This window comes from Pseudarthrobacter sulfonivorans (assembly GCF_031454915.1).
Taxonomy (GTDB): Bacteria; Actinomycetota; Actinomycetes; order Actinomycetales; family Micrococcaceae; genus Arthrobacter; species Arthrobacter sulfonivorans_C.
This window is the reverse complement of record NZ_JAVDRS010000002.1, coordinates 156079-169367: the sequence shown is the minus strand read 5'-3', so window position 1 is coordinate 169367 and position 13289 is coordinate 156079. Positions and strand designations below refer to the sequence as shown.

The 13289-nt window shown below is 65.8% G+C and carries 10 protein-coding genes; 3 read left to right on the top strand and 7 right to left on the bottom strand.

What is annotated here, in order from left to right:
• Positions 1-175: 175 nt before the first annotated feature.
• The 3 genes from J2808_RS04655 (at position 176) to J2808_RS04645 (ending at position 5020) form a co-directional block, all read left to right on the top strand.
• A complete protein-coding gene (locus tag J2808_RS04655) occupies positions 176-1570 on the top strand; it encodes an MFS transporter (RefSeq protein ID WP_309812353.1) in 1395 nt (464 codons plus the stop codon).
• Between the two features lie 239 nt (positions 1571-1809).
• Positions 1810-3558 (top strand): pyruvate dehydrogenase, encoded by a 1749-nt coding sequence (locus tag J2808_RS04650; protein ID WP_309812351.1) that lies wholly within the window; start codon positions 1810-1812, stop codon positions 3556-3558.
• 163 nt (positions 3559-3721) lie between these two features.
• The gene (locus J2808_RS04645; protein ID WP_309812349.1) at positions 3722-5020 is read left to right on the top strand and encodes a serpin family protein; all 1299 of its coding nucleotides are present in this window, start codon (positions 3722-3724) and stop codon (positions 5018-5020) included.
• Positions 5021-5083: 63 nt separating this feature from the next.
• On the opposite strand, the gene J2808_RS04640 is transcribed toward J2808_RS04645, so the two are convergent.
• The 7 genes from J2808_RS04640 to J2808_RS04610 all read right to left on the bottom strand — a co-directional run bounded on the left by J2808_RS04640 (position 5084) and on the right by J2808_RS04610 (position 13159).
• On the bottom strand, positions 5084-5968 hold the full coding sequence (locus J2808_RS04640) for a hydroxymethylpyrimidine/phosphomethylpyrimidine kinase (RefSeq protein ID WP_309812346.1): 885 nt from the start codon (positions 5966-5968) through the stop codon (positions 5084-5086).
• Between the two features lie 42 nt (positions 5969-6010).
• A complete protein-coding gene (gene rsgA / locus J2808_RS04635) occupies positions 6011-7180 on the bottom strand; it encodes a ribosome small subunit-dependent GTPase A (RefSeq protein ID WP_309812344.1) in 1170 nt (389 codons plus the stop codon).
• A 303-nt stretch (positions 7181-7483) separates the two neighbouring features.
• A complete protein-coding gene (locus J2808_RS04630; protein ID WP_309812342.1) occupies positions 7484-8113 on the bottom strand; it encodes a bifunctional 4-hydroxy-2-oxoglutarate aldolase/2-dehydro-3-deoxy-phosphogluconate aldolase in 630 nt (209 codons plus the stop codon).
• Entirely contained in the window at positions 8106-9524 is a 1419-nt protein-coding gene (locus J2808_RS04625) for a mannitol dehydrogenase family protein (protein WP_309812340.1), read from the bottom strand. Before J2808_RS04625 ends, J2808_RS04630 begins: the two co-directional genes overlap by 8 nt.
• 38 nt (positions 9525-9562) lie before the next feature.
• Positions 9563-10507 carry a PfkB family carbohydrate kinase gene (locus J2808_RS04620; RefSeq protein ID WP_309814141.1) on the bottom strand — a complete coding sequence of 315 codons (945 nt, stop codon included), beginning with the start codon at positions 10505-10507 and terminating at the stop codon, positions 9563-9565.
• Positions 10508-10551: 44 nt separating this feature from the next.
• A complete protein-coding gene (gene manD / locus J2808_RS04615) occupies positions 10552-11763 on the bottom strand; it encodes a D-mannonate dehydratase ManD (RefSeq protein WP_309812338.1) in 1212 nt (403 codons plus the stop codon).
• Between the two features lie 13 nt (positions 11764-11776).
• Entirely contained in the window at positions 11777-13159 is a 1383-nt protein-coding gene (locus tag J2808_RS04610) for an MFS transporter (protein WP_309812336.1), read from the bottom strand.
• Between the last annotated feature and the right edge of the window lie 130 nt (positions 13160-13289).

Genomic DNA, 13289 nt, shown 5'->3' with positions numbered 1-13289 from the left:
TGTTAGGAAGTGCCCTTCCACGTTGGCTGTGCTGTGCATCACGCATAACTTGGATGAGGCCCTCGGCGTGTGCGGGGGACCGTCAACGTCGAGGAGGAACCATGGGCAATGTTGCCATGGATAGCAGGAAATTTAGCCAGGAAGCCGCGGCGCCGCAGCCCAGGAAGGTTCAGCGATGAGCACCCAGCAAACCGAAGTGCAGAGTGAGGCAGCCCAGACCCGCCGGGCAGTGAGCAACATCCTCAAGGGCTCCGCAGGCAACCTGGTGGAGTGGTACGACCTGTACGTCTACACGGTCTTCGCTGCCTACTTCCAGTCCCATTTCTTCAACTCCCAGGACGACCTCCAGGCGGGCCTGGAAGCGATGGCCGTCTTTTCGACGTCGTTCCTGATGCGCCCCATCGGCGCCTGGTTCTTCGGCCGCTACGCCGACCGGAAGGGCCGCAAAGCTGCGCTGACCCTCAGTGTCACGCTGATGTCCGCGGGGTCCTTCGCCATCGCGCTCCTGCCCACCACGCAACAGGTGGGCGTCTGGGCGCTGGTGATGCTGATCTTCATCCGCCTGGTCCAAGGATTCTCCGTGGGTGGCGAGTACGGCACCAGCGCCACCTACATGTCCGAGGCTGCAACCTCCAAGCGCCGCGGCTTCTTCTCCAGCTTCCAGTACGTGACCCTCATCGGCGGCCAGATGCTGGCCCTGCTGGTTCTCGTCATCCTTCAGAACGCCATGCCCAAGGGCGACCTCACCGAGTGGGGCTGGCGTATCCCGTTCGCCATCGGCGGTGTGGCCGCCCTCGTGGTCCTGTGGCTGCGGCGTTCGATGGAGGAAACCGTTTCTGAAGAGCAGGTCCGCGCAGCTCAGGCACCGGTGGCTGCAGGCGAGGCCCAGCCCGGCACCATGCGTCTGCTGTTCACGCAGTACTGGAAGCCGCTGATGATCTGCATCGGCGTCACCCTCGGCGGCACCGTGGCGTTCTACACGTACACCAACTTCATCCTGAAGTTCATGAACGATACCTCCGGCATCGCCAAGACCGACACCTCAGTCATCAACTTCTGGGCCCTGTTCATCTTTATGCTGCTTCAGCCCGTCTACGGCATGATCTCGGACAAGGTGGGCCGCAAGCCGCTGCTGCTCTGGTTCGGCATCACCGGTGTCCTCTTCACCTGGCCGCTGCTCTCAACCCTGTCCGGCACCAAGGACCCGTTCACCGCGTTTATGCTGATGCTGGGTGGCCTGCTGATCGTTGGCGGCTACACCTCCATCAACGCCCTGGTGAAGGCTGAACTGTTCCCCGCTTCGATCCGCGCCCTGGGCGTCGGGCTGGGCTATGCGATCGCCAACTCGCTGTTCGGCGGCACGGTCCCGCTGCTGGGTGCCGCGTTCCAGAAGGCCGAGCGGGTGGACCTGTTCTTCACCTACGTCACCGTGGCCATTGCCATCTCCCTGGTGGTGTACATCTTCGCCCTGAAGAACAAGAAGACCACCCACCTGGACCGCGAACAGGGCGATGCCTGGACGCGTCCTGCCAAGGACGACGACAAGGACAAGGACCTCATCAACGCCTAGCGCCCTTCGTGGGGGACAGCCTCCGGTGACGCACGACGGCGGGTGCCCACCCGCCGTCGTCCGCCCACCACCCCGCCACCCCACCAGGATGCTCTTTCACTTTCTTGGGGAAAGTGTGAGAGCTTCCGGGGTTTTCCTGCGTTAAGTGGGAGAGCGTTCCGATGCGGGTGGGGACTATATTGGCCCTGTCAGTTGATCAACTTCTCAGCCCATCAACCTGATCGCGGGAGTGTGCACGCATGGCCAAGGAACTCGCCACCCAGCTCATCGAACAGCTCCAGGCTGCAGGTGTGCAGCGGATCTACGGGATTGTGGGCGACAGCCTCAACCCGATCGTGGACGCCGTCCGCCAAACTGGTGGTTCCGCGGAGGGCGGCATCGACTGGATCCACGTCCGGCATGAGGAAGCCGCCGCCTTCGCCGCCGCTGCGGAAGCACAGCTGACGGGAAAACTGGCTGTTTGCGCGGGCTCCTGCGGCCCGGGCAACCTCCACCTGATCAACGGCCTCTACGACGCGAACCGGTCCGGGGCACCCGTGCTGGCCATCGCCTCCCACATCCCCAGCAAGCAGATCGGCAGCAGCTTCTTCCAGGAAACCCACCCCGACCGGCTCTTCAATGAATGCTCGGTCTACTCGGAAATGGTCAGCACTGCCGAGCAGGCGCCCCGCGTGATGCACAGCGCCATCCAGCACGCCATCGGCCTCGGGGGAGTCGCCGTCGTCACGCTGCCAGGCGATATTGCAGGGCTGGAAGCGACAGCCGAAACGCCGCTCCCCGCAACCTTCCGGCCAGCCAGCCTGGTCCCGGATCCGGCCAGCGTCCGGGAGCTGGCGGATGCGATCAACGAAGCCGGGAAGGTGGCGATCTTTGCCGGAGCCGGCGTGGAGGGCGCCCATGACGAACTGATCTCTCTCGCGGAACTGATCAACGCGCCCATCGGCCACTCACTCCGCGGCAAGGACTTTGTCCAGTACAACAACCCCTACGACATCGGGATGACGGGCCTACTGGGCTACGGCGCCGCCGCGGAGGGGATCGAGGACGCGGACCTGCTGATCCTGCTGGGCACCGACTTCCCCTACAACCAGTTCCTGCCGGAAACCCGTACTGCCCAGGTGGACCGGGCCGCCCACCGGCTGGGCCGGCGGACCGACGTCGACATCGCAGTCCACGGCGACGTGCTGCCCACCCTGGCCGCCCTGATGCCGTTGCTGAAGGCGAAAAAGAGCCGCCGGTTCCTTGACCAGATGCTCAAGAAGCACCACAGGCTGATGAACAAATCTGTCCGTGCCTACACCCGCAAGGTGGAGACGAAGCAGCCGATCCACCCGGAATACGCGGCGTCGCTGCTGGACCAGGTGGCCGCCGAGGATGCCATCTTTACGGCGGACACCGGCATGTGCAACGTCTGGACGGCCCGGTACATCAACCCCCTGGGCACACGCCGGCTGATCGGCTCCTACCTGCACGGTTCCATGGCCAACGCCCTCCCGCACGCCATCGGCGCCCAACTGGCCTATCCCGGGCGCCAGGTGGTCTCGGTATCAGGCGACGGCGGGCTTTCCATGCTGCTCGGCGAACTCATCACGGTGGCCGCCCACAAACTGCCCGTCAACGTAGTGGTCTTCAACAACTCCACGCTCGGCATGGTCAAGCTGGAGATGCTGGTGGACGGGCTTCCCGATTTTGGTGTGGACGTGCCCGACGCCGATTACGCCGGAGTCGCCCGGGCCCTCGGTTTCCACGCCGTGCGGGTCACGGATCCTGCGCGGATCGAGGGAGCATACCGCGCGGCGTTCGCGCATCCCGGTCCGTCGCTGGTGGAGCTCATCACGGATCCGCAGGCGCTGTCGCTGCCGCCGAAGATTTCCGGATCGCAGGTGCTGGGATTCGCTACTGCAATGTCCAAAGTGGTTTTGAACCGCGGTGCCGGTGAGGCGGTCAGCATGGCCCGCAGCAACCTGCGGAACATTCCGCGGCGCTAGCTCGACGCACCGTCCCGCCCACGTGTCCAGCGCGCTCCGCGCCTCGCGCGAGACCAAAAAGAGTGCAAAGCGTGACCCTGCCGGCATCGCCTCACACCGCCGTCGCTGTTTGACTGGGAGAAGGCGGATCCCCGCCCCTGGTGCGCCGCGGGAGGCAACTGAAATGTTTCGTTTACAGCGGATGGTGGCGCTCGGCGCGGTACTGGCAGTGGCAGGGTGTGCGGCGCCGGCCCCGGCCCCGGCGCCGCCGGAACTCCTCACGGCCGACGGCGTCGGGCGGGTTTCGGTGGACCGCGCGGCATATGCCGCCGAGCTGCGTTCCTTCCGGACTTCCGCACTCGTCCTCGGCGATGCACTGCTGACCGATGGCGGCGACGGCTCCAACGGGAATGTGGTGTCCTCGCCCGGGAGCCTCCTGATTGCCCTCGCCATGCTTCGGGCGGGAGCATCCGGCGAGACGGCGGCCGAGATGGACAGTGTCCTGCGATTCCCCGCGGAGAACCGCGATGAGGCCATGAACTCGGTCCTCCGCTCGCTCGAACAGTTCGACGGCGACCCCGGCGCCGTGGATGAGGACAACCCGCCGCGAAAACCGGTCATGCATTCCGCCAACGGACTCTTCGTGGACAAGGGCGTGCCCACCGGTGAGCCCTTCCTGGACACCCTGGCCCGGCATTATGGAACGGGCGTGTATCCGGTGGATTTCAGCGATGAGGGAGCAACGAAGCCAGCCATTGATGCCTGGGTGAACGGGAACACTGGCGGACGGATCAAGGAAGCCCCTGCGAAGTACGACCCGGACAACACGTTCAGCCTGCTCAATTCCCTGTACTTTGCTGCCGCCTGGAGCGCACCGTTCGACCCGAACGCCACCTCTGACCTGCCCTTCACAACAGCCGCGGGCGAGGAGATCGACGCGCCGGCCATGCATAACGAGCTCAAGATGAAGTATGCGGAAGGTGCTGGCTGGCAGGGTGTTGACCTTCCGTACGCCGACGGTTTCGTCATGCGGCTGGTCCTGCCGGAAGACACGGCCGATCCAGCGGCCCGCCCCGCCTCTGCGGCCTTCGGTGCGGACAAGCTCATGGAAATCGCCGGCACGTTTGAAACTGCCCAGCCCGCATCAGTACAGATCCAGCTACCCCGTTGGGACCACAAGTCCAGTTTTGACCTGCGCAAGGTCTTCGAATCCCTGGGCCTCAAGAAGACGCTCGCCACCACGGAGGACTTCAACAACATTCAGCCGCAGATGATGATCACCCAGGCGGCCCAGGCTGCCAACATCACGGTCGCCGAAAAGGGCACCATCGCGGCCGCGGTGACCCAGATCAACGGAGAGGCCACCAGTGCCCCGCCGCAGCCCGAGCGGACCATCGATTTCGACCGGCCATTCCACTACCAGATCGTGCACGTTGAAACCGGCCTGCCGCTGTTCATGGGAACGGTGGCAGACCCCCGCTAGGGTGGCGCCCAGGGCGTGGCCCGCCGTCGTACTGGGATGGGTGGCCTGGGGCAGGAGAGCGGGTTAGCCTGCGCCACCCTGCCAGAGTGCGTCGAAAGGGGCGCCCGAGGCCACCCGGTTGCGGATGCCCGCCGTGACGAATTCCTTGGCCGTTCGCGCAGCCTCCAAAGGGGTGGCGCCCTTGGCGAGTTCCGCCGTCACCGCCGCGGCCAACGAGCAGCCGGCGCCCGAAACGGCCACCTCGCCCACCTTGGGAGCGCTGAGGACCTCAAGCGTATCGCCGTCGTAGTAAACGTCCACGGCGTCCGTGCCCGCCAGCCGCACCCCGCCCTTGGCGAGCACCGCGGCACCGCTGAGCTCATGGATGCGGATGGCCGCAGCCTTGAGCGACTCGACGTCGGTGATCGCCAGACCGGACAGCGATTCGGCCTCGAAATGGTTCGGCGTGACGAACGTGGCCAGCGGCAGGATCTTCGCTTTCAGGGCCTGGTCGGTGTCCAGCGCATGACCCGGTTCCTGGCCCTTGCAGATCAGCACGGGATCCAGCACCACGTTCCGGTAACCGCCCGCTTCCAAGGCTGCTGCCACCGTGCCGATGGTCGCAGGGCTGCCCAGCATGCCGATCTTGACGGTGTCCAGAACAGGCCTGCCCGCCACTGAAGGTGCCCCGGCAACGGCACCGTACGCCGCCGTCGTGGCTTCCAGTTGGTCGGCAATCACCTGCTGGTCCACCGGCACAAACCGGTGGTTCCAGCTGTCATTCGGATCGAAGGACACGATGCAGGTGAGGTTGGCAATGCCGAACACACCCAGTTCCTGAAAAGTCCTCAGGTCGGCTTGGGCGCCGGCGCCGCCGGTGGACTCGGAGCCCGCAATCGTCAGGACGACAGCCGGAGCGACAGCGGGAAATACGGCGGTGGACGGGGCTGCGGTTGAAGCAAAAGTCATGGATCCATCCTGCCATCCCGCGCCGGGCGCCCGGTTGCGGGATCAGCGCCGCTTCCGCTTTGACCGCTGTTCCTCCTCCCGCTCTGATCTGGCACGCTCTGCAGAACGCTGGGATTTCCCTGCTCCCGCCACTTTTTGGTGCCACTCACGATGGTAGGCGCGGCTGGCTGCGGCGTCCTTGCGGCGGGCCAGTGCGGCCATTTCGCGCTGGAGTTTCCGGTAGTTGTTCCAGCGGCGGTCTTCGAGCGTGCCGTCGGAGAGGGCGGCCTGCACGGCGCAGCCGGGTTCCTGCTGATGGGCGCAATCGGAAAACCGGCAGAGGCTGGCGAGCTCCTCCACATCCCCGAACATCTGCTCCATGCCGTCATCGGCGTCGAAAAGGCCGAACCCCCGGACGCCGGGAGTGTCCATAAGGACGGTGCCGTCCGCCAGTGGTACAAGCTCCCGGGAGGTGGTGGTGTGCTTGCCCCTGAAGTCGCCGGACCGGACTGCGCCGGTGTGCTGTACGTTGTGGCCAACCAGGGCGTTGATGAGGGTGGATTTCCCTGCGCCGGAAGGCCCCAGCAGGACAAGCGTGTTGCGCGGCGGCAGATGTGCCAACAGGTTGTCGATCCCGTCCCCGTTCTCCGCGGACGTGGTGACCACGTCAACACCCGCGGCCTGCCGGATGACCTCCCCGACGACGTCGTCCGCTACGTGAGCCAGGTCCGCTTTGGTGATGATCACCAAGGGAGTGGCGCCTGAATCCCAGGCGGCGACGAGCGTCCGTTCGAGGCGGTTGTGCGTGAGCGGCCGGTCAACCGGAACCACCACGCCGATGACGTCCATGTTGGCCGCCAGGACCTGGCCGGCCGAGGAGTCCTCGAACGCGCGCTTCCGGCTGAGCTCCGAACGCCGGGGCAGTACGTCGAGAATCTGGCGGTCACCCGCGCGGTTGGGTCCTATCCAGACCCAGTCGCCGGTAGCCGGCACGCCGGCATCAAGCGGGTAGGGAAGGTGCAGGAGTTCTACACCCACCGCTACCAGGACCAGGCTGCGGTCAACCCGCACCACGCGGCCGGGCTCGCAGGGTTTGTCCGCGCTGCAGTCAGGGATGGGGTTCTCGCTGAAGTGCCGTGCGACGACGGCGTTGTAGCCATAAAGGGTTGGGCCGGTGCTGCCGGAGATGGACGTAACAAGACTGTCCAGGCCGGGGCCTGAAGAATTTTTCACTGTGATACCTCGGGAAAAGTCCCCTGGCACCGGCCACGCCCGGGCAAGGCCCAAGGTTGCGGCATTCCGCGGGCAGTGCCCTATGCGGTACGGAAGCTGGAGACGGGGGTGGTTATTTTGATGGTTTCGAGGCGCCGAGGGCGCACGGCAATGGCAATCATCAAAAACACCTCCCTCCCGGCTCTGGTCCGTCGACGTGGATACCGGACCGGCTTCCACTTTAGCTTCCGCCCGAGGCTTTCGCTATGGCTTTCGCGGTTCGGTTCGGCGCGGGCCTTGGCCGGCCGCACCGCGCCCGGTGATCTAGTCCCGGCTGAGTCCGGCAGCTTCGCGTGCGAGCTTGGTGATCTGCGCCCAATCGCTGTTTTCCACGGCTACACGGGGAGTCAGCCAGCTCCCTCCCACGCAAGAAACATTCGCCAGCTTCAGGTACCCGGGCGCTGAGTTCAAACTGACGCCGCCCGTGGGGCAGAACTGCACCTGCGGGATGGGTGCTCCGATGGCGGCGAGATAATCCGGGCCGCCGGCGGGCCCTGCCGGGAAGAATTTCATGGCCGTCAGGCCCCGCTCGAGGACTGCCATCACTTCGCCCACTGTGGCCACTCCGGGGAGGACCGGGATGTTGAGCTGCAGCATGTGGTCAAGCAGTGCCGGCGTCACCCCGGGGCTCACCAGGAACTGCGCGCCGGCGTCCACCGCGGCGTCGGCCTGGGCGGGCGTGAGGATGGTGCCGGCGCCCACCAGGATGTCCGGGACTTCGGTGGCGATGCGCTTCAGCGATTCGAGGGCGCTGTCGGTCCGGAGCGTGAGTTCGATGATCCGCACGCCGCCGTCGGCGAGTGCCCTGGCCACGGGAACAGCATGCTGGGGGTCGTCGATGGTGACGACAGGGATAACAGGAGAAACCTGCAGGACGCTTGTTGCCTCAGTCATGGGTGATCTCTTTTCTCAGGCCGTCCAGCCCGTCGGTGTCGATGATGCGGTACCAGTGCGTGAGCAGGTGAGTGAAGGTGGTGTTGGCCGCGAGCCCGGCGTCGAAGATGCTACGCACGCCAAGGAGCGTCGGCACAACGCTGGCGGCGGAACGCTCCGCTGGCAGGGCCGCCCGGAGTTCGGCCGCCAGGGGATCGTTGAGCCCGGCTGCGGGAGTCGTGGCCACGTGGTGCATCCAGGCTGCCACGGCGAGGGCGGCCCACCGCGGTTCGCGTCCGGCCTCGAGGCTGGCCCGGACCGTGGTCAGCAGCCGCAGGCCGATCTTCTGCGAGCCGTCGCTGCTCACCTTGGCCGTGGTGTGCCCAAGGGCAGGGTTGGCGAAGCGTTCGAGGACCTGGGCGCAGTACGTGCCGCCGTCCAGGCCGGCGGGGAGGCTGATGGTGGGCAGGGCGTCCTCTGCCATCATGCGGCCGCAGGCTTTGCGGAAGGCGTCCTCGCCCACGGCGTCGCTGATGGTTTCCTTGCCGGTGGCCAGGCCAAGGTAGGCGAGCATGGAGTGGCTGGCGTTGAGCAGGCGGAGTTTGGCCGCCTCCCACGCGGCGACGTCGGTGCTGAACAGTGCGCCAGCTTCCTCCCAGGCGGGCCGGTCACCGGCGAAGTTGTCCTCGATGACCCACTGCATGAAGGGCTCGGCTACCACGGCTGCCTCGTCCCGGAGCCCGAGTTCATGTTCGACGGCGTCAAGGTCACCGGACGTGGTGGCCGGGACCATCCGGTCCACCATGGTGCTCGGGAAGGTGACGTTGGCGTCCAGCCATGCAAGCAGGGGGCCGGACTCGGCGGCGGGCAGGGCGGCAGCAAATGCGCGGACCAGCGTCCTGGTCAGCTCCCCGTTGCCCGGCAGGTTGTCGCAGGAGACCACCGTGAGCGGCCCTCCGCCTTTCCGGGACCGCTGCTGGATGCCCCGCGTGATCTGTCCGATGGCTGTCTGGGGAGGGTTACCGGCAAGGTCTGACTGGACCTGTGGGTCGGCGGTGTTGAGGGATCCGGTGTGCGGATCAATCCGGTACCCCTTTTCCGTGACGGTCAGGGTTACCACCTGCGTGGCGCCGGCGGCGATCCGGTCCACTACCGTTTCCGGGTGGTCCCGGCCGGAGATGGCCTCCATAATGCTGGACACCACGTGCAGGGGCGCCGCTCCGCTGCCGCGCTCCGCAACCGTGAACAGTCCGTCCTGCGGTTCGAGTTGGCGGGCGACGGTGTCCGAACGCTGCGTCACCCCCACGATTCCCCAGTCCGACGAACCTGTGGCGAGCATGGCTTTTTCGGTGAACACCGCGGTGTGGGCGCGGGCGAAAGCACCCAGGCCGAGGTGGACAATGCCGGGCCGGAGCGTACCGGCGGCCAGCAACGGCTGGTGGGCGCCGTTGGCGGCGAGGGAAGCTGCGCTTAGGCGTGTGATGGCTGTACTCCTTCGGCGGCGGCCAGGGCGGAGCCGGCAGCTGCGTGGGCGCGCGTCTGCGCCAGCGTGGGGATGAACCCGGTACCGCCCTTGCCGCCAACCACCAGTGATGCTGCGGCCGCACCATACCGGGCCGCCACAGGGAGGGTGTCGCCGAGGACCATCCGGGCGGTCAGGGTGCCCACGAATGCGTCGCCGGCGCCGGTCTGGTCCACTACCGCGGGGGCCGGTATGGAGTCGATCCAGGTGCTGTCCTGGCCTTCGCCTTCGAGCTGGATGCCCTCAGGTCCGCAGGTCACCGCGACATTGGCAGCGCCGAGGCTCCGGAGCTTCGCCGCGGCCTCGGCCGCTGTGGAGCAGCCCAGGAGCGCGGACGTTTCGCCCGGGAACGACGGCGTCACCAGGAAGGTGCGCGGCGCAAGCTCCAGAAGTGCCGCGGTCGCATCCTCCACGGACGTGAGCCGCGGGCGGAAGTTCGGATCGAAGACGAAACGCTGGGCAAGCCCCGCAGCCTTCACAACCGCTGCCCGGGACGATCCTGAAATGGCGCATGCGATGCCGCCCGCCACCACGGCACCGGCCGCTGAAAACACACCAGGGTCAACGTCGTCAGGGCCCAGGCTGGAGCCGACGCTGCCGCTGCGGGCGTAGGAGAACTCGCGCTGCCCGTCGGGGTCGCAGTGCACCAGGTACACGCCCTGCTGTCCGGTCCGGAATGCCAGCAGGTCGGGGGAAATGCCGAGCTCCACGATCCGGGCGGCGATGGCCTTGCCGAGGTCGTCGTCGGTCAGGACCGAGAGCAGGCCCACGCGGGCGCCGGCTGCCGCCGCGGCGGCGGCAACGTTGAGGGCGTCCCCGGAAATGCCGAGCTGGGCCGGCACGCCGTGGGCGAACGCGACGTCGGTGGCCACCTCAACGAGGATCTCGCCCATGACTACGACGTCAAACGCCGCGGCGGGTTTCTGGGTTGAGTTGTTCACCAGTCATGCACCGATCCGTCGAGCCGCCGGTTGATCGGCAGGTATTTGGGGTCAAAGGGAAAGCGGGCGGCGGCTTCCTCGTCGAACTCTACGCCGATGCCGGGTGCGTCGCCCGGGTGCATGTAGCCGTCCTTGAAGGTGTAGGAGCTGGTGAACACCTCGTTGGCGGGTTCCCGGTGGCCCATGTATTCTTGGATGCCGAAGTTGGGGATGCTCATGTCCACGTGCAGGGCCGCCGCCAAGGACGCGGGGGAGAGATCGCCCGCACCGTGCGAGCCGGAGCGCACCCCGTACAGGTCGGCGAGGGAGAAGATCCGGCGCAGGTGCGTGATGCCGCCGGCGTGCGAGACGGACGTGCGGATGTAGTCGATGAGCCGTTCGGTAATCAGCTGCTGGCAGTCCCAAATCGAGTTGAACACCTCGCCCACCGCGATGGGGGTAGTGGTGTGCTGGCGGATCAGGCGGAAGGCGGACTGGTCCTCGGCCGGCGTGGGATCCTCGATCCAGAACGGTCGGTACTCCTCCAGCGATGTGCCCAGCCGGCCAGCTTCAATCGGTGAGAGGCGGTGGTGGACGTCGTGGAGGACGTGGACGCCGTAGCCGAATTCCTTGCGGACGTGGGCCATCATCTTGGGCGCGAAGTCCAAGTACGCCGACGTCTCCCAGGTGTCCTCCTGCGGGACGTTTCCGCTGGCGGGCTCGTACATCTTCCCGTCCACCGGTGCGATGCCGTAGGTCTTCTCCAGCCCGGGCACCGCCGCCTGGACGCGGATGGCCTTGTAACCGAGGTCCAGGTGGTGCTGGAAGTCGGCGCTGAGGTCCTGCAGCGTGGCTCCGCTGGCGTGGCCGTAGACCATCACGCCCTCGCGGGCTGCGCCGCCGAGGAGCTCGTAGACCGGCATGCCGGCGGCCTTGCCTTTGATGTCCCAGAGCGCGACGTCGATGGCCGCGATCGCCGTCATGGTCACCGGTCCGCGGCGCCAGTAGGCACCCTTGTAGAAGTACTGCCAGGCGTCCTCGATTCGGCGGGCGTCGCGGCCGATCAACAGCGGGCAGAGGTGCTCGGACAGGTAGGACGCCACGGCCAGCTCGCGGCCGTTGAGGGTGGCGTCCCCAATCCCGGTGACGCCGTCCTCAGTTTCAATAACGAGCGTCACGTAGTTCCGTCCGGGCGACGAAACCACTACCCGTGCGTCGGTGATCTTCATTGGTTTTTCCTATTTACTTACGTGAGCTGGGGCCGTGGTCTACGTCGGCGCCGGTTGCAAGGGTGTGAGGGGCGTGCCACTCGGCGTATTCCTTGCCGCCGCGCTGACCCGGCGCCGTTTCAGGCAGGAGCGCCAGGCACACGATGCTCACCAGGATCAGGGCTGACACGTAGATCGCGACTCCAGTAATCGATCCTCCGCCGGCAACGAGCAACGCCGTCGCAACTACCGTGAACGGACCGCTGGCGATCATGGCACCGAACTGCCAGACGATCGAGACGCCGGTGTAGCGGCCGCGGACCGGGAAGAGTTCAGGGTAGAAGGAAGCCTGCGGAGCGTAGGTACCTGCGTGCCCCAGCGCTAGGCCAGCCACGAGAATAGCAACGATGGGAAGGGTGTCGCCGCTGGCGATGGCAGCGAATGCCGGCCAGATGAGGACAAGGTTGAGGATCGCGGCGCCCAGGAAGATTTTCTTGCGGCCGACCTTGTCCGTCAGCCAGCCCCAGACCGGAATCATGACCAGTTCGACAAGGATGGCGATGATGATGGCCTGCAACACGAAGGACGAGTCGTTGCCAAGATTATTGGAATAGGCGACCAGGAAGACGGTGTAAAACGGGAAAACAGCGGCCTCAACGAACTTGGAGCCCATGCCCAGGAAGACTTCGCGGCGGTTTTCACGGAAGACAACTTTGATCGGCGCCTGCTGGGCTTTCGCGTTCTCCTTCACTTCCTTGAATACTTTTGATTCGTCAATGCGGAGCCGGATCCAGAGCCCGACGGCGACGACAACGATGCTCAGAAGGAAGGGAATCCGCCAGCCCCAGGCGAGGAACTGCTCCTCGGTCAGTGCGGTGGTCAGGTAAGCAAAGAGAGCCGAGGGGACAAGGTAGGCGGCCGGTGACCCCATTTGGACGAGGCTGGCGAAGAACCCGCGCCTGTTAGGTGGAGCGGCCTCCGCTGTCAGCAGCACGGCACCGCCCTGTTCGCCGCCGACGCCGAACCCTTGGAGGAGTCTGACGAAGACCAGGATGACTGCAGCCCACAGGCCGATGGTTTCGTAGGTCGGCATGAGGCCGATGGCGAAGGTACCTAGCCCCGTAATGAGCAGCGTCCAGACGAGGGCTTTCTTGCGGCCGATCCTGTCGCCGATGTGTCCCCATACGATCCCGCCGAGCGGTCGAGCGAAGAACCCCACGGCGTAGGTGGAGAATGCGGCCAGGGTGCCTAGGAGCGGATCGATGTCCGGAAAGAAGATCTTGTTGAAGACGAGGGCGGAGGCTGTTCCGTAAATGAAGAAGTCGTAATACTCAGCCATGGTTCCGATGAAGGAGGCGCCCGCAGTCTTGCGGACCTTCTTCAAGTCGTATGACGGTGGCGCGATGCTTGCGCTCATCAGTTTGCTCCTTTGCAGGCGATGAAAAACGAAGGGGAGGAAGGGGAGAAGCCGGGCCGAAGGTCCGCACGTGTGACCGTCAGCACCCCGTTTTGTTACTACCATACAAGCACTACCATTCTAGTGTGTC